Origin of the sequence: Streptomyces sp. NBC_01451 (assembly GCF_036227485.1) — a bacterium.
Lineage (GTDB): Bacteria > Actinomycetota > Actinomycetes > Streptomycetales > Streptomycetaceae > Streptomyces.
Genome location: NZ_CP109479.1, coordinates 8,352,014 through 8,378,054, shown reverse-complemented (window position 1 = coordinate 8,378,054; position 26,041 = coordinate 8,352,014). Strand labels below are relative to the sequence as shown.

General features: G+C 71.5%; 24 protein-coding genes. 9 read left to right on the top strand and 15 right to left on the bottom strand.

The features are described from left to right. Nucleotide 1 precedes the first annotated feature (1 nt). From mftD to mftA, 4 genes are read right to left on the bottom strand one after another with little or no spacing between them, the layout of a single operon-like run. A complete protein-coding gene (gene mftD, locus OG595_RS36860; RefSeq protein WP_329279777.1) occupies nt 2-1,207 on the bottom strand; it encodes a pre-mycofactocin synthase MftD in 1,206 nt (401 codons plus the stop codon). Further along, nucleotides 1,200-2,450 (bottom strand): mycofactocin radical SAM maturase, encoded by a 1,251-nt coding sequence (gene mftC, locus OG595_RS36855; RefSeq protein WP_329279775.1) that lies wholly within the window; start codon nt 2,448-2,450, stop codon nt 1,200-1,202. The genes mftD and mftC overlap by 8 nt, the downstream gene beginning before the upstream one ends. Further along, on the bottom strand, nt 2,447-2,737 hold the full coding sequence (gene mftB, locus OG595_RS36850; protein ID WP_329279773.1) for a mycofactocin biosynthesis chaperone MftB: 291 nt from the start codon (nt 2,735-2,737) through the stop codon (nt 2,447-2,449). The genes mftC and mftB overlap by 4 nt, the downstream gene beginning before the upstream one ends. Further along, the gene (gene mftA, locus OG595_RS36845) at nt 2,722-2,877 is read right to left on the bottom strand and encodes a mycofactocin precursor MftA (RefSeq protein ID WP_329279771.1); all 156 of its coding nucleotides are present in this window, start codon (nt 2,875-2,877) and stop codon (nt 2,722-2,724) included. Before mftA ends, mftB begins: the two co-directional genes overlap by 16 nt. Before the next feature lie 120 nt (nt 2,878-2,997). On the opposite strand from mftA, the gene mftG reads away from it, so the two are divergent. Next, complete coding sequence (gene mftG / locus OG595_RS36840; RefSeq protein ID WP_329279769.1) at nt 2,998-4,545, top strand: mycofactocin dehydrogenase MftG; 1,548 nt, start codon at nt 2,998-3,000, stop codon at nt 4,543-4,545. Between the two features lie 126 nt (nt 4,546-4,671). Here mftG and mftR read toward each other — a convergent pair whose 3' ends face one another. Next, nucleotides 4,672-5,361 carry a mycofactocin system transcriptional regulator gene (gene mftR / locus OG595_RS36835; RefSeq protein ID WP_329279767.1) on the bottom strand — a complete coding sequence of 230 codons (690 nt, stop codon included), beginning with the start codon at nt 5,359-5,361 and terminating at the stop codon, nt 4,672-4,674. 137 nt (nt 5,362-5,498) lie between these two features. Between mftR and OG595_RS36830 the strand changes: the two genes are divergently transcribed. After that, nucleotides 5,499-5,906, top strand: coding sequence for a CoA-binding protein (locus OG595_RS36830; protein ID WP_329279765.1), 408 nt, complete (start codon nt 5,499-5,501; stop codon nt 5,904-5,906). A 27-nt stretch (nt 5,907-5,933) separates the two neighbouring features. Here the strand turns inward: OG595_RS36830 and OG595_RS36825 are convergent, their stop codons facing one another. Continuing rightward, nucleotides 5,934-7,391, bottom strand: a complete 1,458-nt coding sequence (locus OG595_RS36825; protein WP_329279763.1) for an alginate lyase family protein — start codon at nt 7,389-7,391, stop codon at nt 5,934-5,936. Between the two features lie 217 nt (nt 7,392-7,608). Here OG595_RS36825 and OG595_RS36820 point away from each other — a divergent pair, with 217 nt between their 5' ends. Continuing rightward, nucleotides 7,609-8,781, top strand: coding sequence for a 4-hydroxybenzoate 3-monooxygenase (locus OG595_RS36820; RefSeq protein ID WP_329283492.1), 1,173 nt, complete (start codon nt 7,609-7,611; stop codon nt 8,779-8,781). A 91-nt stretch (nt 8,782-8,872) separates the two neighbouring features. On the opposite strand, the gene OG595_RS36815 is transcribed toward OG595_RS36820, so the two are convergent. Beyond that, the gene (locus OG595_RS36815; protein ID WP_329283490.1) at nt 8,873-9,445 is read right to left on the bottom strand and encodes an XRE family transcriptional regulator; all 573 of its coding nucleotides are present in this window, start codon (nt 9,443-9,445) and stop codon (nt 8,873-8,875) included. 177 nt (nt 9,446-9,622) lie between these two features. On the opposite strand from OG595_RS36815, the gene OG595_RS36810 reads away from it, so the two are divergent. Continuing rightward, on the top strand, nt 9,623-10,480 hold the full coding sequence (locus tag OG595_RS36810) for an EamA family transporter (RefSeq protein WP_329279761.1): 858 nt from the start codon (nt 9,623-9,625) through the stop codon (nt 10,478-10,480). A gap of 131 nt (nt 10,481-10,611) precedes the next feature. On the opposite strand, the gene OG595_RS36805 is transcribed toward OG595_RS36810, so the two are convergent. Beyond that, on the bottom strand, nt 10,612-11,391 hold the full coding sequence (locus tag OG595_RS36805; protein ID WP_329283488.1) for an acyltransferase: 780 nt from the start codon (nt 11,389-11,391) through the stop codon (nt 10,612-10,614). A gap of 107 nt (nt 11,392-11,498) precedes the next feature. Here OG595_RS36805 and OG595_RS36800 point away from each other — a divergent pair, with 107 nt between their 5' ends. Next, nucleotides 11,499-12,026 carry a gamma carbonic anhydrase family protein gene (locus OG595_RS36800; RefSeq protein WP_329279758.1) on the top strand — a complete coding sequence of 176 codons (528 nt, stop codon included), beginning with the start codon at nt 11,499-11,501 and terminating at the stop codon, nt 12,024-12,026. A gap of 67 nt (nt 12,027-12,093) precedes the next feature. Here the strand turns inward: OG595_RS36800 and OG595_RS36795 are convergent, their stop codons facing one another. Both OG595_RS36795 and OG595_RS36790 read right to left on the bottom strand, forming a co-directional pair. Continuing rightward, nucleotides 12,094-12,735 (bottom strand): DedA family protein, encoded by a 642-nt coding sequence (locus tag OG595_RS36795; protein ID WP_329279756.1) that lies wholly within the window; start codon nt 12,733-12,735, stop codon nt 12,094-12,096. Between the two features lie 173 nt (nt 12,736-12,908). Next, on the bottom strand, nt 12,909-14,801 hold the full coding sequence (locus OG595_RS36790) for an RICIN domain-containing protein (protein ID WP_329279754.1): 1,893 nt from the start codon (nt 14,799-14,801) through the stop codon (nt 12,909-12,911). Between the two features lie 674 nt (nt 14,802-15,475). On the opposite strand from OG595_RS36790, the gene OG595_RS36785 reads away from it, so the two are divergent. Further along, on the top strand, nt 15,476-16,567 hold the full coding sequence (locus tag OG595_RS36785; RefSeq protein WP_329279752.1) for a hypothetical protein: 1,092 nt from the start codon (nt 15,476-15,478) through the stop codon (nt 16,565-16,567). 155 nt (nt 16,568-16,722) lie between these two features. Then, the gene (locus tag OG595_RS36780) at nt 16,723-18,024 is read left to right on the top strand and encodes an MFS transporter (protein ID WP_329279750.1); all 1,302 of its coding nucleotides are present in this window, start codon (nt 16,723-16,725) and stop codon (nt 18,022-18,024) included. 31 nt (nt 18,025-18,055) lie between these two features. Here OG595_RS36780 and OG595_RS36775 read toward each other — a convergent pair whose 3' ends face one another. Both OG595_RS36775 and tuf read right to left on the bottom strand, forming a co-directional pair. Further along, nucleotides 18,056-18,901: a spermidine synthase gene (locus tag OG595_RS36775; RefSeq protein WP_329279748.1), complete on the bottom strand. Its 846-nt coding sequence runs from the start codon at nt 18,899-18,901 to the stop codon at nt 18,056-18,058. 95 nt (nt 18,902-18,996) lie between these two features. Continuing rightward, nucleotides 18,997-20,166, bottom strand: coding sequence for an elongation factor Tu (gene tuf, locus OG595_RS36770; RefSeq protein WP_329279746.1), 1,170 nt, complete (start codon nt 20,164-20,166; stop codon nt 18,997-18,999). Nucleotides 20,167-20,621: 455 nt separating this feature from the next. Between tuf and OG595_RS36765 the strand changes: the two genes are divergently transcribed. Next, on the top strand, nt 20,622-21,407 hold the full coding sequence (locus OG595_RS36765) for a TVP38/TMEM64 family protein (RefSeq protein ID WP_329279742.1): 786 nt from the start codon (nt 20,622-20,624) through the stop codon (nt 21,405-21,407). A gap of 39 nt (nt 21,408-21,446) precedes the next feature. Here the strand turns inward: OG595_RS36765 and OG595_RS36760 are convergent, their stop codons facing one another. Genes OG595_RS36760 through OG595_RS36750 form a run of 3 tightly spaced genes read right to left on the bottom strand, consistent with a single transcriptional unit; the run spans nt 21,447 to nt 24,428 of the window. Next, the gene (locus OG595_RS36760) at nt 21,447-22,157 is read right to left on the bottom strand and encodes a cupin domain-containing protein (RefSeq protein WP_329279740.1); all 711 of its coding nucleotides are present in this window, start codon (nt 22,155-22,157) and stop codon (nt 21,447-21,449) included. A 16-nt stretch (nt 22,158-22,173) separates the two neighbouring features. Further along, nucleotides 22,174-23,109 (bottom strand): PmoA family protein, encoded by a 936-nt coding sequence (locus OG595_RS36755; protein ID WP_329279737.1) that lies wholly within the window; start codon nt 23,107-23,109, stop codon nt 22,174-22,176. Next, complete coding sequence (locus OG595_RS36750) at nt 23,106-24,428, bottom strand: Gfo/Idh/MocA family protein (protein ID WP_329279735.1); 1,323 nt, start codon at nt 24,426-24,428, stop codon at nt 23,106-23,108. Before OG595_RS36750 ends, OG595_RS36755 begins: the two co-directional genes overlap by 4 nt. Nucleotides 24,429-24,774: 346 nt before the next feature. On the opposite strand from OG595_RS36750, the gene OG595_RS36745 reads away from it, so the two are divergent. Then, a complete protein-coding gene (locus OG595_RS36745; protein ID WP_329279733.1) occupies nt 24,775-25,650 on the top strand; it encodes an undecaprenyl-diphosphate phosphatase in 876 nt (291 codons plus the stop codon). The last annotated feature ends 391 nt before the right edge of the window (nt 25,651-26,041 follow it).

Here is a 26,041-nt window from a genome sequence, read left to right as displayed (position 1 = left end):
CTCAGGCGACCGGGGCGGGACCCGGCAGGTCGGCGCCCCCCAGGGTGAGGGGGAAGCCGGGCGGGATCACCAGGTCCTCGGGCGACAGATCGTGGACGGTGGAGTGGCCGAGGCCCAGGACCGCCGAGTCGAGGCCGCCGCGCAGGATGTCCAGCACGTTCTCCACGCCCGCCTGCCCGTTGGCGGCCAGGCCCCACAGGTAGGCGCGGCCGATCAGGACGGCACGGGCACCGAGGGCGAGGGCCTTCGCCACATCGCCGCCGCGCCGGATGCCGCCGTCCAGGAGGACCTCGACCTGGTCGCCGACCGCCTCCGCGACGGGGGCGAGCACCCGGATCGTGGCCGGGGTCGTGTCCAGGTTGTTCCCGCCGTGGTTGGACACGGACAGGGCCGACACCCCGGCGTCGACCGCCCGCCTGGCGTCGTCGACCCGCGTCACCCCCTTGAGCAGGAACGGGCCGCCCCACTCCGCACGCAGCCACTTGACGTCCTCCCAGGTGGGCGGCGCGGTCTGCATCCACTCGCCGTACGCGCCGAAGAAGGTGGGCGCCTCGCCGCCGGGTGCCCGCAGGTTGGGCACGGTGAGGTCGGGGACGCGGCCGGACCTGGCGTGCCGCCACAGCCACCCGGGCCGGGGCAGCACGTCGGGGGCGAACTTCAGCATGGTCCTGAGGTCGAGCTTCTCCGGGATCGCGGGGCTGCCCCAGTCGCGGCCGTGGGAGAACGACCAGTCCAGGGTGACGACGAGTGCCTTGGCGCCCGCCGCGCGGGCCCGGTCCATGCGCTGGACCATCGTGTCGCGCGTGCCGCTCCAGTACATCTGATAGAAGAAGTCCGGCTGGGCGTCGGCGACCTCCTCCACCGGCTTGCTCGCGAACGAGCTGAGGCCCATGATGACGCCCCGGTTCGCCGCGGCCCGGGCGACGGCCACCTCTCCGTCCGGGTCGACGGCCTGCACCCCGGTCGGCGAGATGAGCACGGGCAGCGCGGTGGGCACGCCCAGTACCGTCGTCGACAGGTCGCGCTGCGCGTGATGACCGACGACGCGCGGGGCGAAGCCCAGTTCGGCGAAGGCCGTGATGTTGTCGTCGATGGTGCGCCCGCGCTCGGAGCCCGCGACGAGGGCTCCGTAGACCGAGCCCGGCAGCCGCTTCCTGGCCCGGCGCTGTGCCTCGGCGACCGTCTCGAACCAGGGGTTCCTAGGCATGTGCCGCGTCCTTTCCGGTGGGCCTCAGGTCAAGCCCGGCCAGCGGGTGTTCGTCGCAGTCGCTCACCGGAGGCCCGACCGGTGGTGACCCGGCCGGTTCTCGACGGGTGAGGACGAGGTCCACCGTCGTCCTGCTCCCGCGGGAGTGGTCACCGGACGGCTTGGGCACCCCGGTTCCGTCCCGGCGGGCCAGCAGTTCCTCGCCGTGTCCCTGTACGCACTCGGGGTCGGGGCCGTCGAGCGGCAGCCCGGTGAAGAACTTCGCGGCCATGCAGCCGCCCTTGCAGGTGTCGTAGAAGGCACAGGAGGCGCAGGCTCCGCCGTGCTGCGGGGTCCGCAGCCTTCGGAACAGCTCCGAGTCGCGCCACACTCCCGAAAAGCCGTCCGGTTCACGGACGTTGCCGGCGAGGAACTCGTCGTGGATGGCGAACGGGCAGGCGTAGACGTCGCCGACCGGGTCGATCAGACAGACGACGCGTCCGGCACCGCACAGGTTGAGACCGGGCAACGCCTCGCCGTAGGCGGAGAGATGGAAGAAGGAGTCCCCGGTCAGCACGTTCTCGCCATGGGCCAACAGCCAGTCGTACAGCTCGCGTTGCTGCGCGGCCGTCGGATGCAGGTCGTCCCAGACGTCGGCGCCGCGTCCGGAGGGCCGCAGCCGGGTCAGGCGCAGTTGGGCGCCGAAGCGGTCGGCGAGCGCCTTGAAGGCGTCCAGCTGCGGGATGTTGTGCCGGGTGCAGACGACGGAGATCTTGAAGTTCCGCATTCCGGCGTCGGCGAGGTTCTCCAGGGCGCGCAGGGCCGTGGCGTACGAACCGGTCCCCCGCACCGCGTCGTTGACGTCGGCGGTCGCACCGTCGAGGGAGATCTGGACGTCCACGTAGTCGTTGCCGGCCAGCCGGGCGGCGGCGTCGGGGGTGATGCGGACGCCGTTGGTGGAGAACTTCACGCCCACGTGGTGTGCGGTGGCGTAGTCCAGGAGTTCCCAGAAGTCGGCGCGGACGGTCGGCTCGCCGCCGCCGATGTTGACGTAGAAGACCTGCATGGCCTCCAGCTCGTCGATGACGGCCTTGGCCTCCTCGGTGCTCAGCTCACGGGGGTCGCGCCTGCCGGAGCTGGACAGACAGTGGGCGCAGGCGAGGTTGCAGGCGTAGGTCAGCTCCCAGGTGAGGCAGATCGGCGCGTCGAGCCCGTGCTCGAACAGGTCGACCAGCCGTGACGGGGCAGCAGCGGGGGTGGTCATGGTGTCCTTCCGACGACCATCGACGACTGGACGAGGACCGCCAACGCCCGCCCGTAGCGCGGGAGTTCGTCCTCCCCGAGGCCCGCAGCCAAGCAGGCGGATCGGGCCGTGGGCGCCTGTGCGAGGGACTGGACGACGGCCAGCAGGCGACGGTCCTTGAGGAACGAGAGCTTGCGCGTCCCGAAGTGGTAGAGCAGCGCACCGAAGGGTTCCGGGCGCACGGAGACCTGAGGATGCAGGTCCCAGGCCCGGTCGAGGTCCACCGGGCGGCCTAGTAGACGCCGCACATGCCGTCGATGGAGACCTCTTCGACGAGGTCGTCCGCCTCGATCAGCGACTCCAGGGACTCCAGGGACTCTCCGGCAGGGGTCTGCCCGCCGTGGATCCCGGTGGCCGGGACGGACTGGGTGACGTGGATCTCGGTCATGCGACTCTCCCTGTACATCGCTCCCATCGGACATCCGGAGAATAATGGCACCGGGTGCCGAAAGTGAAGGGGCCGGGCACCACGAGAACTGCGAGGGACACAGGAGAAGGTCAACTCACCATGAACCAGGCGCAGATGACGCCCGACGTCATCGTCATAGGGGCCGGCGGCAGCGGCGCGGCGCTCGCGGCCCGGCTGTCCGAGGACCCCGACCGCACCGTGCTGGTACTGGAGTCCGGCCCTGTTCCCCGCCAACTCTCGGCGTTCCCGGCCGAGTTGCTGGACGCGCGGCTTGTGCCCGGCGCCCGGCCCGGCAGCCCTGCGGTGCGGCGGTACCCGGCGCACCTCACACCGCGGCGGCCGTACACGGTCGTCCGGGGACGCTTTCTCGGCGGCTCGACCACCGTCAACGGCGGGTACTTCGTCCGCGCCCGGCGCGAGGACTTCGACCGGTGGTCGGCGGCAGGCGGTGCCGCCTGGTCGTACGACGGTGTGCTGCCGTTCCTACGATCACTGGAAACCGATCTCGACCACGGCACCGACGCGTCGCACGGGGCGGCCGGCCCGATGCGGGTACGGCGCACCGACCTGCGGCACCCCGCCGCCGTCGCGTTCCGGGACGCGGCCCGCCACCTGGGTTTTCCGCCGGAGCCCGACAAGAACGCCGAGCAGGAGCCGGGATTCGGACCGGTCCCGTGCAACGTGGTCGACGGACTGCGCCTCAACACCGGCATCGGCTACCTGCTCCCCGCGCTCGACCGGCCCAACCTGACGGTTCGGGGCGGCAGTACGGTCCGGCGGATCGTCATCGAGCACGGCCGCGCGACCGGCGTGGTCGTCCAACGCGCCGGACACGACGGACACCGCGAACTCGTGAAGTGCGGTGAAGTCGTCCTGTGCGCCGGGGCGTTGCGCTCCCCGCAGCTGTTGCACCTCTCGGGCGTCGGACCGCGCGGCGACCTGGACCGTCTGGGCATCCCCGTGGTGCGGGACGCCCCCGCCGTCGGTGTCCGGTTCGGCGACCATCCCCAGGTCGTCCTGGAGTGGAGGCCCCGCGCGCCCCTCCCCGAACCGGTCGGCTCGTGGCTCGGCGGGGCCCTGCATCTGCCGTCGTCGGACGGTCGCCACCCCGGCGGCGACCTGGAGATACTCCAGTCGCTCGTCCCCCTGTCCGGACTGGTCGGCGGGACGGTGACCGTGCCCGGAGCGCCTCTCCCGTTCCTCGTGTCCGTCCAGTCGCCCTGCCTCGGGGGCCGCATGCGCATCCGGTCCGCCGACCCCGACGTACCCCCGAGCCTCGACTACAACTACCTACGGACCCCCGAGGACAGGCGCCGGATGCGCGAAGCGGTCCGCACGGCCGCCGCGCTGCTCGCCACCCCGGCCTTCGACAGAGTGTCCGCGGGTCGCGTCGAGCCGATCCCCGGGACACTGGACGAGGACCGGTCGCTCGACACGTGGATCGACGCCCGCCTCGGCACCTCCCACCACACGTGCGCGACGGTCCCCATGGGCACCGCCGTCGATCCGTACGGAAGGGTGCACGGCATACGTGGCCTCCGGGTCGCGGACACCTCGATCCTCCCGTCGGCCCCGCTGCGCGGCCCGGCGGCGACCGCCGTTCTCATCGGCGAGCTGATCGCGGACGCGATGCGCTCCGCAGGATAGGCAGTGGGTCCGGGCGAGCCTGTCGGACTCCGGCGCAGCACAGCGCCCCCCAAGGGACGCGAGGAACGGCGCGACCAGCCACGACAGCGCCGCACCGTACCGCCACCCCCTCACCGCGCACATGGGTCACGGGCCGGGGACGGCCCCGTCGAACCCAACGGCGAGCTGCCGCATCGTCTGATCCAGCAGCACGCCAAGACTCGCTTCCTCATCCACCAGCCAGTGCTCGTACGCGGCGATGCACGCGGCCAGGGCGGCGTGCCCCAGCAGCCGCGGCAGCAGGTCGGACACCGGACGGCCCATGCGCCGCGCGGCGAACTCCGTGACCAGCGCACGCCACGTCGTGTAGCGCACGGTCGAGTCCGCCTGGAGCGTCGGCACCCGCAGGATCAGCGTCATCCGTTGCCGGTGCCAGGGCACCACCGCCGGGTCGAAACGGTTGAACTCGACCACCGCGCCGCGCAGCGCGTCCATCATCGGGACGCTCGGATCGGTCGCCGCCAGCAGGTGTTCGAGCCGTACCAGCTGGTCCTCGAAGTCGCCCCACACGAGGTCGTTCTTGGACGCGAAGTAGCGGAAGAAGGTACGCCGGCCGATGCCCGCGCCGGCCGCGATGTCGTCGACCGTCGTCGCGTCGAAACCCTGCCGCGCGAACAGTTCGAACCCCAGGCGTTCGAGAGCGGCCCGCGAAGTCGCCCTCGGCCGGCCCGTACGGGGCGCCCCTTCCCGGACGTCACCGCCCGCCCCGTACTCCGCCGACCGCACCCCCGCCGCTCCGCCCGTCACGCTCTCCCGCCGTCCCGTGTCAGCAACCACACCGCACATCATGCATCGGCCGAGCCCCCGGACACCCAACCCGGCGGCACCGCGGGGAATCATCGCAGGCGAGCCGCTGTTGTCCCGCACAACAGCGGCTGTGCGAATTCCAGGCACGAATCCCGAGGAGGCCGGACGTGTACGGCGACCCAGCGACGATCCGCAGGATCCTGACCGAGCTCGGTGACACCTGGGCGGTCGTGGGCCTGTCGTCGAACCAGCAGCGGGCCGCGTACCGCGTGGCCGAGGTGCTCCAGCTCCACGGCAAGCGGATCGTCCCCGTCCACCCGAAGGCCGAGACGGTCCACGGAGAGCGGGGTTACGCCTCGCTGGCCGACATCCCCTTCGACGTCGACGTCGTCGATGTGTTCCTGAACAGCGGCCTCGCCGGCCAGGCCGCCGACGAGGCCGTCGCCATCGGCGCCAAGGCCGTCTGGTATCAGCTCGGGGTCATCGACGAAGCCGCGTACGACCGCACCCGTGCCGCCGGTCTCGACATGGTCATGGACCGCTGCCCGGCGATCGAGCTGCCCCGCCTCGGCTGACCCCCGAACCGTCCCGTTCCGGCCGGCTCACCGGGCCGGCCCGCCGGACCGCCCCCGCCGACGCAGCAGCAGAAGTCCGCCCGCGAGAGCGGTGATCCCGGTCGCGGCGGTCCAGGCGACGACGTCCGTCGTACCGGTCGCGGCAAGGTCCTCGGTCCTGCCGCCCCGGGCAGTCGCACCGGCCGACGGCGACGTGTCCGCTTCGCCGGCACCGGCGCCCGCCGCACTCTCCCCACTGGCGCCGGCACCGGGGCTGGAGCCAGTGCTCGGACTCCCGCTCGTCCTGGCCGCGTCTCGGGTGAACGCCAGTGTCCCGAAACCGAGTTGGTCGTATCCCCCGCTGTTGGGGCCGTAGTCGCCACCGCCGCCCTCGGGGGACGCCTGGGCGGCGATACGGGTCAGGTAGGCCGCGGACAGACCCCGGCGCTTGGTGTAGTGGTTGGCGATCATGGCCCAGATGGGGCGGGTCATCGCCGGGTCCACGGCGGCGGCGCCGGTCGCGGTCTCGCTGCCCGACCAGCCGTTCACCGCACCCTTCCTGCGGGTGTTCGCCGTGTACGGCACCTCGCCGCCCATGCTCCACTTGGCGACGTACTGGGCGCCCTTGAGGAAACGGCTGTCGTCGTAGCCGTACAGGTCGATGCCCTGGTTCCAGGCCATCTCGCAGACCGTGCCCATCAGGCCGACGCCGAGCAGTGCGTGTCCCTGGTCGCGGCCCGCCTCGACCCATTCGCCGAGCCCCTGGTCGTCGTACACGACCGGGATGGCGTTCTTGACGGAGCCCATGCCGGCGCCGTGCTTGAAGTAGTCGACGGCCCGGTCGACCTTCGCGCGGTCGTCGCACAGGATTCCGACGGCCAGGACGCAGGCGACGGCCGTGAGGTCCCAGTTGGCCCAGTAGTTGGTGATGACGGCGCCGTTGTGGTTCGTCAGGAAGTCCTCGCTGAGCGGACTGAAGACGTCCAGCATCATCTTCTGGAAGCGGGCGAGGTCGAAGTCGGCGTGGTCGCGCACGAGTTCGGCGGCGTTGGCGAACTGGTAGCCGTACAGGCCCGCCGCGAGGAACCGGTCGGCGGAACCCGCCACCTCGGTCAGCTTCGCCGACCAGGCGTTGAGGATCGCGACGGCGGTGTCCGCGTACGCGCTCTCACCGGTGACGTGCCCCCGCAGGGCGTTCTGGTAGGCCGCGTGGATGTCGTTGTAGAGGATCGCGTAGTTCTGCGGCGAGCCCGAGCCCCGGTAGACCGTGGCCTGCGGGTTGGCCGTCCAGCCGCTCTGCGCATGGCGGTTGGCGGTCAGCCGTGCGAAGCCCGCCGTGTACGGCGCCGCACCGGACCTCACCTTCTCCGCCATCCGTTCCAGATCCGTCCTGGTGTGCAGCATGCCCGGGTGGACGAGACCCGCGCCGGCCGCCGTGGCCCGCGGGGCGGCGAGGGTCGTACCGACGGTGACGGCGCCCGCCGTCGCGCCGGTGAACTTCAACATGCCGCGGCGGCTGATCCCTGTGTTCAAAGCTCCGGTCCTTGGCTCTGGGGGGTGAGTTGCTCTCGGAGTTGCGGAGGGGAGACGCGCGCCGGGTCCGCCGATAACGAAAAGTGCCGGTTGCCCAACCACGGCGGGCGGTCGACATAATGCTCGGGTGACTTTCGCCTCACCTCCCCCTGGCCCGCCGCCCAACTCCCCCTCCGCGCAACGGTTTCCGGTGGTGATCGTGGGCGCCGGACCCGCGGGGCTCACCGTCGGGAACATCCTGCGGGCAGCGGGCATCGACTGTGTGGTGCTGGAGACGGAGAGCCGGGAGTTCATCGAGCAGCACCCCCGGGCGGGGTTCATCGAGGAGTGGGCGGTACGCGCGCTCCAACAGCGGGGCCTGGCCGACACATTGCTGGAGCGGGCCGGTACGCACACGAAGTGCGAGTTCCGGTTCGACGGCCGACGCCATCGCTTCGAGTACGCCGAGTTGTCGGGGCACCGCCACTTCGCCTATCCCCAGCCGCTGTTGGTGACGGACCTGGTGCGCGAGTACGCCGACGTGCGCGGCGGAGACATCCGTTTCGGCGTGCGGGACGTGCTCGTCCACGACCTCGACACCGACCGGCCCGCGGTGTCCTTCGTATCGGCGGAGACCGGACAACGGGAGTATGTGCAGGGCGAGTTCATCGCCGGATGCGACGGCGCACGAGGGGTGACCCGTACGGCGATTCCGGCCGCGCACGCCCGCGTCGCGCGGCACGACTACGGCATCGGCTGGCTGGCCCTCCTCGCCGAGGCGCCGCCGTCGAACGACTGCGTGATGTTCGGCATCCACCCGCGCGGCTTCGCCGGACACATGGCCCGCGGCCCCGAGGTCACCCGCTACTACCTGGAATGCCCGCCCGGCGACGACCCGGAGAACTGGCCGGACGACCGGGTCTGGGCCGAACTCCGCGAACGGCTCAGCGCGTTGGGCGCTCCCCCGCTCAACGAGGGCCGCCTGATCGAGAAGCGCGTCCTCGACATGCACAACTACGTGGTCGAACCCATGCAGTTCGGGCGGCTGTTCCTGGCCGGCGACGCGGCCCATCTCACCGCGCCCATCGCCGCCAAGGGAATGAACCTCGCCCTGCACGACGCCTTCCTGCTCGGCGACGGGCTCGTCAGCTACCTCACGAAGGGCGACCCCGACGCCCTCAACGGCTACTCGAAGGCGTGTCTGCGGCGGGTCTGGCAGTACCAGGAGTTCTCCCTGTGGCTGTCCGACATCTACCACGGCGCGTCGTCGGGCGACCCGTTCCGCTCCGGTACGACCCTGGCCCGCCTCCGCCGCATCCTCAACTCCCCGGCAGCCGCAGCGGCGTTCGCCGACGTGTACATCGGCAAGGACGCCGACCACTGATTCGGGCAGCCGCCGACCTGTTCACATCGACCCGGGTGATGGAGAGGACGAGGCACGCCGACAGCCGTGGGCGGCCTCCCGGCCGGGCGTCTCAGCTCACCGGCGGGACCGACACCGACATCAGCATTTCCAGCGGCTCGGCGCCGTCATTGCCGTACGTGTGGGGGACGTTGGCCTCGAAGGTGGCACTCGCGCCCGCCGGGACTCGGTGTTCGACTCCGTCGACGGTGAGCGTCAGTTCGCCCGCCGTGACGTGGAGGATCTCGAACGTGCCCGCGGGGTGCGGGTCGGACGGGCTGCTGTCGCCGGGCATGAGGCGCCAGTCCCACAGTTCCAGCGGGCCCGGCGCCTCGGTGCCCGCGAGGAGCCGGTTGTAGCTGCCGGCGTCGGTGTGCCACAGCCGTACGGCCTGGTCGGCGGCGACGATACGGACCTTCGGGCCCTGTTCCTGGTCGAGCAGGGTGGTGATGCTGACGCCGAGCGCGTCACCGATCTTCACGACCGTGCCGAGGCTGGGGTTGGTGCGGGCCTGCTCGATCTGGATGAGCATCCCGCGGCTTACACCGGCACGGGCGGCGAGCGCCTCCAGGGTGAAGCCACGTTCGGCACGCCAGCGCTTCACGCTGCGCGCCAGCGACTGGGTCAGCAGGTCGAGGTCCGACAACGTTCCGTCCAAGTTCTCGTCCGACACTCTTGTCTTCAGCCTTGCCTTCGGCTTGTCTACGGCACCTCATCCTGCCGCACTATCCTGGGTACAGGATTATGGATGACAGAGTTCACTTCACTGCACTACCGTGTGGTGCACCGAACCGTTCACTCCACTGTACTGCGAGGCGCCCTCATGACCGCATTCTTCGCCCTGGTCACCAGCCTGCTCTGGGGGCTGGCCGACTTCGGCGGCGGCCTGCTGACCCGGCGCGTGTCCGCGTTGACAGTGGTGGTCGTCTCGCAGTCGATCGCGGCGGTCGTGCTCGGCACGATCGTGGTCCTGACCGGCGGCTGGAGCGAGGCAGGCCCGCGGCTGTGGTTCGCGGTCGCCGCGGGCGTCGCCGGACCGGTGGCACTGCTCTCCTTCTACAAGGCGCTCGCCCTGGGCCCGATGGGGGTCGTCTCCCCACTCGGCTCCCTCGGCGTCGCCGTCCCCATCAGCGTCGGCCTCTTCCTCGGCGAGCGTCCCGGGCTGCTCCAGTTCGCGGGGATCGCGGTCGCCGTCGTCGGGGTCGTGCTCGCGGGCGGACCGCAGCTCAGGGGCGCGCCCGTGCAACGGCGGGCGATCCTGCTCAGCCTGCTCGCGGCGTTCGGCTTCGGCACGGTGTTCGCCCTGATCGCGGAGGCGTCGACCACCCTCACCGGCCTGTTCCTCGCGCTCTTCGTGCAGCGCCTGACGAACGTGGCCGTCGGAAGCGCCGCACTGTACGTCTCGGTCCGGCGGGGCGGCACCGCCCTCCCGGCAGGCGGCTTCCCCTGGCGCCTGCTCCCCGCGCTCGGCTTCGTCGGCCTCGCCGATGTCGCCGCCAACGGCACCTACTCGGTCGCCGCCCAGCACGGCCCGGTCACCGTGGCCGCCGTACTCGCCTCGCTCTACCCGGTGGTCACCGCTCTGGCGGCACGCGGTTTCCTCAGCGAACGCCTGCGCGCGGTCCAGGCGGCGGGCGCCGGCCTGGCCCTGGTGGGCACGCTCCTGCTGGCGACGGGCTGAGCGGGCGGCCCAGGAAGGGGCGGGCACCCTTCCGGGACGCGGGAAACCGCGCGACCAGCCACGACGCACCCGCAGCGTCAAACACCACACCTCCCGCGGCGCGTCGGGCAGCGCTCACCGCGATCGCCGGATCAGGACTCGGCCCGGTCCCCGGCCCGTCCCAGCTCCGCCAGCCGCGCCACGGCCCCCTCGTCCAGCTCCGCCAACGCCCGCAGCTGGTCCGGGGTGGTCCCCTCCGGTATCGGCGTGGGAGCCGGTGTCCGCAGCGGTGGCCGCCAGCCCCCGGCCGCCGTCCAACGGCGTACGACCCTCGCGGGAGCCCCCGCCACCACCGCGTGGTCGGGCACCGTCCCGCGTACCACCGCACCGGCGGCCACCACCACGTTCCGCCCGATCCGCGCCCCCGGCAGGATCACCGCACCGGTGCCGATCCAGCACCCCGGGCCGATCTCCACCGGCTCCATACGCGGCCACTGCTTGCCGATGGGCTCGTGCGGATCGTCGTACGAATGATTGGTGGACGTCACGTACACATACGGCCCGAAGTAGCAGTCGCTGCCGATCGTGACCGTCGTGTCGGCGATGACATGGCTGCCGCGGCCGAGGACGACACCGTCGCCGATGCGCAGGATGGGGTCCGGCCCCATGTCGAGGTCGGGCATCAGCCCGGCCGTCAGGGTCACCTGCTCCCCGACGATGCAGTGCGATCCCAGCTCGATCCAGGGTTCACCGAAGACCGTGCCCAGCGGGAAGGCGAGCCGGGTGCCTGTTCCCATCGCCCGGAAGGCCAGCCGCCCGGGGTTCTCGGCCGTGACGGAACCCGTGCGCTGCACCCAGGCCCAGCCCGCGTGCACCGCGCGCTGCGCCAGCCGACGCCGCCATGACGAGAACGTGTTCTTGGGCTTGGGCACCCGCACACCGTACTCACGGCCGGGCGGACCCAGCATGCCGAGCACCTGTGATCTTCGCCCCACGGAGGTGGCGTACGGTCTGACGTACTCGAGGACCAGGAGGCGAGATGACGCACAAGGCGTTGATCACCGGCATCGGCGGCAGGGAACCGAAGGTGGACGGGGAGGCGTTCGTGGCGCCCACGTCCTCGGTGATCGGGGACGTGACCCTTCACGCGGGTGCGAGCGTCTGGTACGGCGCGGTGCTGCGCGGCGACGTCGAGCGGATCTCCGTCGGCGCCCGGAGCAACATCCAGGACAACTGCACACTGCACGCCGACCCCGGCTTCCCGGTGACCATCGGCGAGCGCGTCTCGGTGGGCCACAACGCGGTGGTGCACGGCGCGACGGTCGAGGACGACTGTCTGATCGGCATGGGCGCGACGGTCCTGAACGGCGCGGTGATCGGCACGGGCTCACTGGTGGCGGCCCAGGCTCTGGTGCCGCAGGGGATGGAGATCCCGCCGGGTTCGCTGGTGGCGGGGGTACCGGCGAAAGTACGCCGCGAACTGACGGCGGAGGAACGCCAGGGAGTGACCCTCAACGGCACGCACTACGCGGACCTGGCCAAGGCCCACAGGGAAATCTACGAGTAGAGCGGCTCGCCCGGGGGCGCGGGGAACTGCGCGACAGGCCACGGACACCCCGCGCCCGAGCCCGAAGTCACTCCATGGCCCCTACGGTCTCGACCTCGGCCTTCCGTGCGGCGGCCTTCGACTTGCGCTTGAGCACCAGCATCGACGTAAGACCGAACAGCACCGCCAGCACCAACCCCAGCCAGGAGAACCGCTTCAACCACGACTCGGCGACAATCCCGAGGTAGTAGATGACGGCGGTGGTCCCGCCCGCCCACACGATCCCCCCGAGCACGTTGGCGATCAGGAACTTCCAGTACGGCATCCGCAGCACACCCGCCAGCGGCCCCGCGAAGATCCTCAGCAGAGCGACGAACCGCCCGAAGAAGACGGCCCACATGCCCCACTTCTCGAACGACCGCTCCGCCGTCGCGATGTGCCCCTCGCCGAAGTGCCGGGGGAACTTCCCGCCGAGCCAGGCCAGCAGCGGCCGACCGCCCTTGCGGCCGATGGCGTAGCCGATGGAGTCACCGATGATCGCGCCGGCGCTCGCGCACGCGCCGAGGACGAACGGGTTGATCTCACCGTGCTGGGAGGCGAGCAGTGCGGCGGAGACCAGAATGATCTCTCCCGGCAGCGGAATGCCCAGACTCTCCAGCCCGATGACCAGTCCCACCAGCGCGTAGATACTGACCGCGGGGATCGTCTCCAGCCATTCCTGCACGTGCAACGCCGGTTCCTTCCGATCTCGCCGTACGCCCGGTACGTCTGTGTCCCCGGCGTGCGCCCGGCCCCGGGCGCACGCCAAAAGCCTACCGGGTCAGGGTGACACCGCCGTCCGCGCACGGGACACCCCCACACACACCCGGCGGGGAGATCAGAACCGTCGATGACTCGTGTCAGTCACCGGGGAAGGAACGCACCGACGACCCCTGTGACCGAACCGACCGCCTGCACCACCGTGACGACGGGCTGCGCCACGTTCAGCGGCTGCGGCGGCAGGGCCATCACCGGAGTGGGCGCGGACTGCTCGCTGCCGCCGTTGCCGCCGTCCGTGACGTACCGGGTCTCAAACTGCTGCTCGGACGTGGCCTCGGGTGAGGGTGCGGGCGCGGGCGATCCTCCGGATCCGGAGGTCCCGGCCCCCGCATCGGGCGCGGGCCCCTGCTGCGAACCCTCCGGACCGCTCTCGCCCTTCTCCTCCGGCCTCCGGCCGGACTCCCCGCCCGTCGCCCCACCGCTCTCCTGCGGGTCGCTCCGCCTGGCGGAGTCGTCGGACGCGGACGGCTCGGAGGCGATCGTCCACATCTCCCCCGCCGATCCGGACCTCGTCCTGACCACCACGTCCGCGCCGGCGCGCAGCGAGACGGGCACGACGGCCAGTTGCTCGCGCCCCTCGGGCAGCAGTTCGCCCTGGACAGTGAGGTCGTAGCGAACGTCGTCGGCGTCGGACCCGACACACCCGGAGAGGACGACGTTTCCCTCGCCGGCGCGGGAGTCGAGGCACAGGCTGGGGTCGGCGAGGCTGCGCAGGAGGCCGTCGTACTCGTACGACCACTGCTGGGTCTCGGCGGACGAGCAGGTGGCCAGCCGGGTCCCGGCGCCGGCCACGACACGGCCGCCCCGGATGTCCAGGCACAGGCCGGTGGCGACGTGGCGCAGCCTGCCGCGTTCCGTCACGCCGGGATAGGCGGCAGGCGTGGCCGGCGGCGAACCCTCGGCCTGCGACGGGGAGGCCGACCCGTCGGCGGGGCTCGGGGAGTCCGTGTCCGGGGCGGCCGAGTAGCCGCTCGCCGTGCCCCAGGTGGCCGTCGGCACGGTGCTCTCGTCCGACCAGTTGCGGGCGCCGAGCACGCTCGCGAACAGCGCGAAGGACATGACACCGACTCCGACAGCCACCGCCCGCCTGCGTCTTCCCGGGAGGACGAACCGCTCGTCGGACAGCGGGAGATGGGCCATGAGCCGATGGCGGCCACCGGCCCGTCCGCCGCCCCGGCCGGCCGGGCCGCGGGGAGAGGCGCCCTGACCGCCGCGCCCCGGGCGGGAGTCGAGATAGCGGCGGGCTCCCCAGCCGAGCACCGCCTCGGCGAGGAGAGTCCCCAGTTCGCCTTCGAAATGGCCGAGTTGCTCGGCGGCGTGCCGGCAGTGGGGGCACACCAGCAGATGCTGCTCGACATCGGGAAGCAGGGCGCCGCCGCGCCGAATCGAGACGTCGAGGAGGCGGTTGTAGAAGCGGCATTCATTGGTCGGCGCGAGTTCGCGATGGGCACGTACACAGGTGGAGCGGAATTGCTCACGGGCCTGCTCCAGGGCTGCCGAAGCGCTTGTGGAGTCCACCCCCAGCAGACCGGCCGTTCCGGAAATGGGCTCGGCCTCGACCTCGGTGTGCCAGAGCAGACACTGGGCGGCTCTCGGCAGGGCGCGGAATGACCGCTCGGCCAGTAGCCGCCTTTCGGAAGTCCGGGCCCTCGCCGCGCGTAGACCACGTGCGCCAGTGGGTTTGCGAAGTTCCGGAAGCACCACCGAAATACCGTCTTCGGCGGACCACTCCCGGACCGTTTCCCTTACCGCCACGAGGAGTTGGGGCCGCAGCGCCTGATTCGACTCGCTGCGCTCCAGTCGGCCGAACACCCGGTGAAAGGCCGACGTGGCCGCCATGCCGGCGAGGTCCCCCTCGGCCGCGAGACAGATGGCCGCGTAGTCGTACGTCGACTGCCAGTGCCGCGCCAGGAGCAGTGCGACGGCGTACGCGCTCTCGCCCTCCACCCGCCCGCGCAGTTGCGCGGCGAGGTTCATGTCGGATTCGGCCGGGCTCGCGCCAGGGCGGGGAGGGTAGGGGGGACGTGGGGGGTGAGGGGATTGCACAGAACCAATTCCTTCCAAGCCGCAGGACGGCGCGAGCGAAATTGCACATCCACGGGAAAGAGGTGCTTGATTGGTGCGTACCTACGACTCGTCAGCTGTGGGACTTCGGGTCGACCGGCACGGAATCCCGAGCGGGAAAAGGGGTCTGACCTCCGCCCCCGCGCGAGTTGGCTCACACTCGCACACACGTCTCACCATAAACAAGCAGTGCGAGTGACCAAAGTTCAAAACGAAGAGAATTCAGATGTGTTACCGGCGGTATCCGTACCGGTATTCGAAAATGCACCCCGGCCGCCCGCCGAGTTGTGTGCACGAGCACCCGGATGGCACACACAATCTTCAACTTCCGGCCTCGCGGGGACGGTAGCGGGCGCACGCGCCGAGAGCACCCCCCGGCAGTGCCGGGCCGCGACAGCCGGACCCAACCGGCGCCAGCCCGGCAGGAGTTGGCCACCGACACCGGCCGCGCCGGCCGAAGACGGCCACCGGTAACCCGGGGCGCCCCGCCCTCGTCGGGTCGGGCACCGCACCCAGGACCACATGTTACCTGCGAGTAACCAACTCCGGCCGGATGCGGCCCGTCAACCGCCGTATCGTTACCGGCCATGTGGCCAGAACAGCAGCCGCCCGGGGGCGAGCAGAACCCGCAGGACCCGCAGCACGCGCAGGTCCCGCCGCACAATCCCTACCAGCAGCCGGGCTATCAGCAGCCGAACCCCTACCAGCAGCCCGGATACCAGCAGACCGGGTATCCGCAGCCCGGCCCCCACCTTCAGCCGGGGTGGGGCCCTCCGACGGCGACGGGCGCGCCGCAGTCACCGCAGGGCGGAGGCGGGAACGGAAACGGGAACCGGACGAAGATCACCGCCATCGTCGCGGCCACCGCGGTCGTGATCACGGCCGGGGTGACCGGTTTCCTCGTCCTGGGCGGTGACAAGGACAAGGAGGCGGGCTCCGACAACAAGGACAAGCAGTCGAGCGGGTCCGCGCCCGCCTCGACGCCCGGCCCGGCGTCCGCGGACCCGAGCGATTCGGCCTCCGCGTCCGCGTCGGCCTCGGACGACAACCCGCGCAACTCCGAGGCCGAACAGCCGACCGTCGCCGGCTGGAAGGTGGTCGTGAACCCGAAGTGGGGCACCGCCTTCGACGTACCGGCGGACTGGGAGGTGGAGACACCGGGCACGCTGATCGGCTTCGAGGAGGACGACGCCAAGGCCGGCGCCAAGCCGCTCATCACCATGTCGGCGCCCGCGTACTACAAGTCGAAGTGGTGCGTGTCGGACGACGACAAGGACGGCCGTACGTCGGACACCGCACTCGCGGCCGTGGGCACCAAGGGCGCGAGCGGCGCGAAGAACGCCGACGAGGTCGCCGTGAACCAGGTCCCCTGGTGGGTCTACGGCGGCTACACACAGCCGGACAAGAAGAGCCTCGTCCTCGACGAGAAGGCGACGCCTTACACCACGAAGTCCGGCATCAAGGGAAGCTACGCCCGGGCCCACTCGAAGAACACGCCCCGGACGGGCAAGTGCGCGAGCGACGGCAAGGCCATCACCTTCGGCTTCAAGAACTCGGCCGGCGACTACGTGGCGTGGAGCCTGTACGGCGCGACGGGTGTCCCCGCCGAGGTCTCCGAAAAGACGATCATGCAGATCCTGAGCACGGTTCGGCTGCACGGGGACCCGACGGGGGCGTGAGCGACCTGCGGGGCGAGGTACGGGGCGGTGTGTGGTGGGCGCCGGTGGCCGACAGGAGCCGGCGCTCGCTCAGGACCAGCTGAAATCGGCCGGTCCTGGTCCGGGCAGGTCGGAAATCGTTTGGCAAGCCGGCGGCGGCCCGCGATAGTCGCCCGGTGACCTCCGCCGAGTCCCCCACCGTGCGCCCCCGCCTCCCCTCCTGGGCCGGCCACAACTACAGGCTGCTGACCGCCGCTGCGGTCGTGACCAGCCTCGGCAGCAACGGGGCGACGATCGCCGCCGCGTTCGCCGTGCTGGAAGCGGGCGGCGACGCCGGCGACGTCGGACTGGTGGCCGCGGCACGGACGTTGCCGCTGGTGCTCTTCCTGCTGATCGGCGGTGTGATCGCCGACCGGCTCCCCCGGCATCATGTGATGGTCGCCGCCAACGCCCTCAACTGCCTTTCGCAGGCGGCGTTCGCGGTGCTCGTGCTGGCCGGGGAACCACAGCTGTGGCAGATGATGCTCCTGACGGCGCTCGGCGGCACCGGGCAGGCGTTCTTCGGCCCGGCCGCCGAGGGCATGCTGCTGTCCTCCGTGCAGGGCGACCAGGCCGCCCGCGCCTTCGCGGTGTTCCGCATGGCGATGCACAGCGCGGCACTCGGCGGCGCGGCTGTCGGCGGCGCGCTCGTCGCCGTCCTCGGCCCCGGCTGGGTCCTCGCGGTGGACGCGGTGGCGTTCGCGGTCGCCGGGGCACTGCGCTCCTTCCTCGACGTGAGTCACATCCCGGCGCGCCGGCCCGGCGGCGGAATGCTCGCCGATCTGCGGGAGGGCTGGCGGGAGTTCTCGGGACGGTCCTGGCTGTGGGCGATCGTCGTCCAGTTCGCCGTCGCCAACGCGGTGATCGGCGCTGCCCAGTCGGTCTACGGCCCGCTCGTGGCCCGCGACAGCCTCGGCGGGGCCGGGCCGTGGGGTCTGGCGCTGGCCGCGTTCGGGGGCGGCACGGTCGCCGGGGCCGTGCTGATGACGCGCTGGAAACCACGCCGGCTGCTGCTCGCCGGCACACTCTGTGTGTTCCCGCTGGCCCTCCCGGCCGCCGCGCTCGCCGTACCGGTGCCGGTGACCGTGCTGTGCGCGGTGATGTTCGCGACCGGCGTGACGCAGGAGGTGTTCGGGGTGAGCTGGATGACCGCGCTGCATCAGGAGATCCCCGAGGACAAGCTCTCCCGCGTCTCCGCCTACGACTGGTTCGGCTCGGTCGCGATGCTCCCGCTCGCCATGGCACTCGCGGGCCCGGCGGAACACACCTTCGGCCGCACACCCGCCCTGTGGGGCTGCGCGGCCCTGATCGTGGTGGTGACGGCGGGTGCCCTGTCCGTACGGGACGTACGAAACCTCACCCGGACCACGCAGGAGGTCACCCGGGACGCGGCCCAGGAGGCTTCGGTGAAAGGCGAGTTGGAGAGCACCGGCGGCTGACGGTCGTTCTGCCGCCCGCTCCCAGCGGGCCTCAGCCGATACCGAACCCTCCCTGCGGCGGCACCGGCGACGGCACCGCCTCCTCGTCCCGGACAGGTGCCGCGTCCCCGATGAAGTCCCGTAGCGCGGCCCCGTGTTCGAGGCGGGCCGGGAAGGCGTCGGAGGCGACGCGCCGGGACAGGGCGGGCGGGTCCAGGGGGCGGTGCGAGGCGACGAGCACCGCGTTGCCGAAGCGGCGGCCCCGCAGGACGCCGGGTTCGGCGATCAGCGCCAGTTCCTCGAACACCGTTGAGAAGGTGGCGAGTTGGGAACGCAGAAAGGCGAAGGGCGCCGAGTCCGCCAGATTGGCGAGGTAGACGCCGTCGCCGCGCAGCACCCGTCCGGCCTCCTCGGCGTACGTCAGGGACGTCAGGTGCGCCGGAACGCGTGAGCCGCCGAACACGTCGGCGACGAGCACATCGGCGCAGGCGTCGGGGGCGGCTTCGAGCCAGGCGCGGGCGTCGGCCGCGTGCAGGGCGATGCCCGCGTCGGCGGGGAGCGGCAGATGCTCCACGACCAGGTCGAGCAGCCCGCGATCCGCCTCGACTACGTCCTGCCGGGACCCGGGCCGGGTCACGGCGACGTACCGGGGCAGGGTGAGCGCACCCCCACCGAGGTGCAGCACGTCCAGCGCCCGCCCCGGCTCGGCGACGACGTCCAGCACATGCCCGAGCCGACGCGCGTACTCGAACTCCAGATGCGTCGGCTCGTCCAGATCGACGTACGACTGAGGCGCCCCGTCGACCGTGAGCAGCCAGGCGCGCTCACGGTCGACGTCGGGCATCAGCTTGGCGAACCCGTGATCGACGGCACGGGCGACGGGTATCGACTCGGTCACCTCGTCATTGTGCCTGTGCCGAGGCGCCCGAAGGGGCGCGGGGAGCTGCGCGCCAAGCCACCGCCGGCCCGCAGCCCCCCGCACATCGGCCGCGCTCACACCACGGCTGTCACGGTCCCCGCCCCAACGGTCCGCCCACCCTCACGGATGGCGAAGCCGAGCCCGGGCTCCAGCGGCACCTCACGACCCAGCTCGACGGTCATCGTGACGGTCTCACCAGGCCGCGCGACAGCCATCTCACCGAGGTCCACATCACCCACGACGTCCGCCGTACGGATGTAGAACTGCGGCCGATACCCCGTCGAGACCGGCGTCGTGCGCCCGCCCTCACGCCCCGACAGCACGTAGACCTGCGCGGAGAACCGCCGGCTCGGCACCACACTGCCGGGCGCCGCGACGATGTGCCCGCGTCGGACCGCGTCCCGGGGCACCCCGCGCAGCAGCAGCGCCACACTGTCCCCGGCCTGCGCCTCCTCCATGGGTTTGCCGAAGGTCTCCACGCCGGTGACGACCGTGTCGACGTCCGCGCCCAGCACCTCGACCCGGTCACCCACGCGGACCGTGCCGCGCTCGACGGCACCCGTGACCACCGTCCCGCGGCCGGTGATGGTGAGCACGTTCTCCACCGGCAACAGGAACGGCGCGTCCACGTACCGCTCGGGCATGGGCACATAGGTGTCCACCGCGTCGAGCAGCGCGTCGATCGCCGCCGTCCAACGGGGTTCCCCCTCAAGGGCCTTGAGGCCGGACACCCGTACGACGGGTACCGCGTCGCCGCCGTAGCCGTGGGCGGTGAGCAGTTCGCGGACCTCCAGCTCCACGAGGTCCGTCAGCTCGTCGTCACCCGCGTCGGCCTTGTTCAGGGCGACGACGATGTGGTCGACGCCCACCTGCCGGGCCAGCAGGACGTGCTCGGCGGTCTGCGGCATGATCCCGTCGAGCGCGGAGACGACGAGGATCGCCCCGTCGAGCTGCGCGGCCCCGGTGACCATGTTCTTGACGTAGTCGGCGTGGCCCGGCATGTCCACGTGCGCGTAGTGCCGGGTGTCGGTCTCGTACTCCACGTGCGCGATGTTGATGGTGATGCCCCGCGCGGCCTCCTCCGGGGCGCGGTCGATCCGGTCGAACGGAACGAACGTGCCGGAGCCGCGCTCGGCGAGCACCTTGGTGATGGCGGCGGTCAGGGTGGTCTTGCCGTGGTCGACGTGGCCCATCGTGCCGATGTTGAGATGCGGTTTCGTGCGGACGTATGCCGTCTTGGACATGGCGGTACCTCGAAGCCTCTTCAGCGGTACTGAGTGAAGGCCCCGGCGCGGAGAACGCGGCCGGGACGGGGACCCCGAGGAAGTGCGCCGACCCTCCCCCTGCGGGGTCCGCCGGACGATCCGGGAAGGGTCAGCTTCGGGCGCCGTCGACGGCAGCCACGATGATCGGGACGGCAGCCTTCGGGGCATCCGCGACCGCGGATGCTGCGAGGAGGAAGGCGTACCGGAACATGAGGCCGATCATCGCCGACGCGTCAGCGCACGTCGAATGGTTTTCCGGGAGCGACGGCTCGGCGAGTCGGGGAATCGGCTCCACAGTGGCGCATGTCACGGCGTGGTGTTTCCGCAGGGTGTGGGGGCACGTGTCACCTGGCGCGCCGGGAGATCCCCCGGTTGTTCCACCGTTGGGACCAACCATACGGCGATCACACATACGTGTCGGTTAGTGTCGCCGAATGCTCGATGCCACCACCCGCTCTGGGGGCACCGCCACGGCCACTCCCCCGGCCATCGCCACGGAGCTCTCCCCGCTCTCCCCGGCCGTCATCGTCGTCGCCCCGCCGCGCGGCACCGCCGCGCGCTGCACGAGAGCACTGCTCTCGCCGTGGGCGCGGCTGTCGCTCCTGGTGCTGCTGCTCGGCGCGGCGGCGTCGTGCGTCCTGCTCTTCGAACCGCAACGGCTGCTCGCCGACGGCTGGCCGCCCCAGATCGGCGGGACCGTCGCGGCGGTGGTCTTCGGAGCCGCGTACGGGCTGTGCACCGTGGCGTTCGTGCCCCGCCCGCTGCTGAACCTCGCGGCGGGCGCGCTGTTCGGTTCCCAGCTGGGCCTCGCCGCCGCGCTCGCCGGCACCGTCCTGGGCGCCGGGGCCGCCTTCGTACTGGGCCGCGTGCTGGGCCAGGACGCGCTGCGCCCGCTGCTGCGCGCCCGCTGGCTCCAGGCCGCGGACGGCCAGCTCAGCCGGCACGGCTTCCGCTCGATGATGGCGGCCAGGCTGTTCCCCGGGGTGCCCTTCTGGGCCGCCAACTACTGCGCCGCCGTCTCCCGCATGGGCTGGCTGCCGTTCCTCCTCGCGACGGCCCTCGGGTCCGTCCCGAACACCGCCGCGTACGTCGTCGCCGGGGCCCGGGCCTCGTCGCCGACCTCCCCCGCCTTCCTGATCGCGATGGCCTTCATCGCCGTACCGGCCGTACTGGGCGCCGTGGTGGCCTGGCGCAAGCGTCACCACCTGCGCGGTCACTGATTCCGGCGGTTCCGGACCCGGAAGCCGTACAGGCGCGCGCTAAGAGGTGCCCTGGTACACGTCCAGCCGCCCGCACATCCCGAACTTCCCGCGTGCGGAAGGCTGTTCGGCCCGTACGACGGCCTCCGCGAGGTGGGACGCGTCGCCCCGTTCCAGCCGGTCGAGCTGGTCGCCCGTCGCCCTGGACGCCGCTTCGGCGCCGCGCCGCCAGCGCTCGCGCCAGTCGGCGAGCCGGGGCCGTACGAGAGCAGCCGCCGCCTCGTGAAAGGCGGCCAGCGCCTCCGGCCCCTCCGCGTCCCGCAGCGCCCGGTACCCCTCCAGGGCGAGGTCGCGCCGGGCCCTGGCGACCCGCTCCTGCTCGGCGACGGGCGCGTCGGGCGGGATCACGGTCGCCGCGGCGTACGTCTCCGGGTCGGTCAGGTACCGCGGCGGCAGCGTGAGCACGGCGTCCCCGGCCTCCGGCAGCCCGCTGTTCTGCATGAGGACGGTGATGCGCAGCTCGTCCTCGTTGACCAGCCGGTGGACGGTGCCCGGCGTGAACCAGGCGACCGTGCCGGGCGAGAGCGGCGTCACCTCGTACCCGGAGGTCGTGAGCGTCTGCACCGCGCCCCGCCCGCCCGTGACGACGTACGCCTCCGAACAGGTCAGATGCATATGGGGAGTTCCGCCGCAGACACCGTCGGCGGCGGGCCAGTCGTAGACGGAGAGACGCGAGACGGCGACGCCGCCCGGCAGACCGGCGAAGGTCATCGCGTCGGCCCCGGGCTCACCACGGGTGCTCCTGCAGGTACTTGGCGACGCCCGCGCGCTCCCACTCACCGTCGGCGACGACGACCCGGTAACGGCGGGTGAGCGTGTCGCCGGGCGCCAGTTCCAGGTCGTCGTAGAAGGCCCAGGAGGGGGCGACGGCGGCGAACGGCTCGTTGCGCACGAACCAGTGGGCCGGGTGGGCGCCCGCACGCCCCAGGTGGTCGTTCTCGGGGGCGTGGGCGAAGACCAGCGTGGCGTGTCCGTCGGCGCCGTCGAACTCGCCGGAGTACGCCAGCCACGGTGCCTGCTCGCCCATCAGCTCGGGCCCCTCGGAGTCGGGGCCGAGAATGCGCCCGTCCCGGAAGGCGCGCGGGCCGCGCCAGAACAGGCCGGTGTAGCCCGCCGCCTCGCGCCCGGCGGTGGTGGGGCTGCCGAAGAGCAGCGGCTCGTCGCGCCGGTTGGTGATCGCGCTCGTCCAGGTCAGCGCCCAGGAACCCGCCGCCGGATCGACGTCGTGCACCTCGACCCGCCGCGACTCCTCCGCCCACAGCTCCCCGCTGTACGGGTGCCAGGTGAGCCGCTCCGCGATGACGGCCCGGCCCGCGTCCGCGGCGACCTCGTCGAAGCCGACATGGGCCATCGAGCCGACACGCTCGGGGAGGGCGAGATATCCCTCGCCGTGCACATAGGAGTTGCCGCCCCACAGGTTCGCCCCCGACAGGTGCGAGGCCGTCAGCTGAAGTCCCTTGTGCCAGCGGTGGTCGTTGGGCCGGTAGTCGGTGACAACGTTTCCGGCGAGCGTCCGGATCGGGTGCAGATACGGCTTCGGCGCCTCCCAGGCCGCCTCCGCCCCGTACACGTAGCTGAACAGCTCGACACCGGTGACGGGTTCGGTCACGGTGATGCGGTCGCCGTGCGCGTGGACGATGCGCAGGCCCTCGGACGTGGTCACGCGGACGCCTCCTCGGTAGCGGAACCAGTGCCGGATCCGGCGGCGGACCCAGTGTCGGATCCGGTGTCCGATCCTGTTGCGGAGCCGGACACATCGCCATCATCGCCGGTCACGGGAGCCCATCCGGGCGCCCCGCCGTGCAGCGCGGTGTAGTAGGGGTCGCCGGGGCCGATGTCGCCGGCCCTGACGGTCGTGTCCGTGAAGGCCGACTTGTACAGCGCGGTGATCAGCTCCAGGCTGGTACGTCCGTCCGCCCCGCTGCTGCGCGGCCGTTCCCCGGCGCGCATGCTCACCACCAGCTCGCGCAGCTGCGCGAGGTGCGAACTCGGCACGTCCGGCCCGAAGTCGCGCCAGGCGGCCAGCTCCGCCTCCGGCACGCCCGGCGCCGGGGTGATGGTCCAGTTGGCGTTGGAGTGCCCGTACAGATGGGTGAGTTCGACAGTGGCGCGCTCGCAGTCGATGCGGATACGGCTGACCTCGTCGGGGCTGAGCACACTGTTGACGACGGTCGCCAGCGCGCCGTTCGCGAACCGGACGAGCGCGGTGGAGACGTCCTCGGTCTCGACGTCGTGCACGAGCCGGCCGGCCATCCCCCGCACCTCGCTCCACGGCCCGAGCAGATCCAGCAGCAGATCCATCTGGTGGATGCCGTGTCCCATCGCGGGCCCGCCGCCCTCCGTCTCCCAGCGCCCGCGCCAGGGCACGGCGTAGTAGGCGGTGTCGCGGTACCAGGTGGTCTGGCAGTGCACGACGAGGGGCCGTCCCAGTGCCCCCTCGGCGAGCAGCCGCCGTACGTGGGTGGCGGCGGAGCCGAAGCGGTGCTGGAAGACGATCGAGGCGTACGGGCCGCCCTCGAGCCCCTCCTCCGTCTCGATGGCGTCGAAGTCGGCGAGCGTCGGCACCGGCGGCTTCTCGCACCACACCCAGGCCCCGGCGCGCAGCGCGGCCACGGTCTGCTCCCGGTGCAGGGTGGGCGGCGTACAGATGGTGACCAGGTCGGGGCGCTGTTCCCGGAGCATCTGCTCCAGATCGGTGTACGCGTGCGGAATCCCGCTCTCCGCGCAGAACGCCTTCACCGCGTCGGCGTTGATGTCGACGGCGGCGACGACCTCCGTCTCGCCCTCGTCGGCCAACTCGGCGAGCGCCGGCAGATGCGACCCGCGCCCGATGGCGCCCGCCCCGATGACGGCGGCCCGGATACGGCGGCCGGTGAGCGGCGGGAGGGGGGCGAGTGAGCTGAGGCCGGCAGGACCGGCGCCGGCGGGGGGCTGCCCCGGGACGGCGCGGGCGGTGTCGGGACTGGTTGCGGGTGTGGTCATGTGCGTGATCAGGACTCCATCGGACGCGGTGTCTGACGTGGGCCAACGCGTGATGACTCCGGACCTCCGGGGCAGCAAGCGCTTTCTCTTCGCTGGCAACGTATGTTCCGCCCAAGCGGCCGGTCAACACCACGACAAGGGTGTCCACCGGGTGGATGGCGCGGGGCGGCCGACAGGGGAACCCCGGCTTTGCCACCCCTTGACCCCGGCCCCTGTGCTCGGCCTGTCCCCGAGGGCCGCTAGGCTGCCCCCAACACACCTGATCTCCGCCACCCTTCGCTCCGCGCACGGCGGCCCGGTGTATCCGTCGGCCCTTCCACGATCAGCGCTTGGACCACGTAACTTCATGTCTTGGTTTGAATCCCTCATCCTCGGACTCGTCCAGGGGCTGACCGAGTTCCTCCCCGTTTCCTCCAGCGCGCATCTGCGCCTGACGGCCGCGTTCTCCGGCTGGAAGGACCCGGGTGCCGCCTTCACCGCGATCACCCAGCTGGGCACGGAAGCGGCGGTGCTGATCTACTTCCGCAAGGACGTGGGGCGGATCCTTTCGGCATGGTTCCGCTCGCTCACCAGCAAGGCGATGCGCAGCGACCACGACGCGCAGATGGGCTGGCTGGTGATCGTCGGCTCGATCCCGATCGGTCTGCTCGGGGTCACCCTCAAGGACCAGATCGAGGGTCCCTTCCGCGACCTTCGGATCACCGCGACGATGCTGATCGTGATGGGCATCGTCATCGGCGTCGCCGACCGCCTCGCGGCGCGCGACGAGACCGGCGGGAAGCACCGGGCGGCCAAGGAGCGCAAGGGCCTCAAGGACCTGAACGTACGGGACGGTCTGATCTACGGCGTCTGCCAGGCGATGGCGCTGGTCCCCGGCGTCTCCCGGTCCGGCGCGACCATCAGCGGCGGTCTGTTCATGGGCTACACCCGTGAGGCGGCGGCCCGTTACTCCTTCCTGCTGGCCATGCCGGCCGTGCTCGCCTCGGGTGTCTTCGAACTCAAGGACGCGTCGGAGGGCGGCCATGTCTCCTGGGGCCCGACGGCCTTCGCGACGGTGATCGCCTTCGCAGTCGGATACGCCGTGATCGCCTGGTTCATGAAGTTCATCTCGACCAAGTCGTTCATGCCGTTCGTCTACTACCGCATCGCCCTCGGCGTGGTGGTGATCGTGCTGGTCAGCATGGGTGCGCTGAGCCCCCACGCAGGCGAGTCCGGGTCCTGATCCCGGGCCGCACATGTAGCACCATCCGGCATTTCCCAGCGCCTGACTGCATCACCACGCCATGATCATCTCCCACTCGTCTCCCACCTGGGAGGCGGGACGCACTCCCCCTAGAGCGTGTGCGTCCGCAAAGCCGGGAGGGTGTGGAAGGGCCCGCACGGCTTGCCGTGCGGGCCCTTCCACACAGAGGGTAGAGCGGGTCGGCTGAGGTTCATGTCCGGCCCAGGCCGCGACCCTCGCCACGAGGAAACGCAGCCGCTCATCCACCGTGTCCCAGGAATCGCCGGTGAGGTCATCCAGCGCGGCGGCGGCCGTGAGGATGAGCCGGTCGAGGCGCGCTTCCATGTCCTCCCACGTGAACCGTACGGCCAGGAGCGCGTGTCAGCGGCAT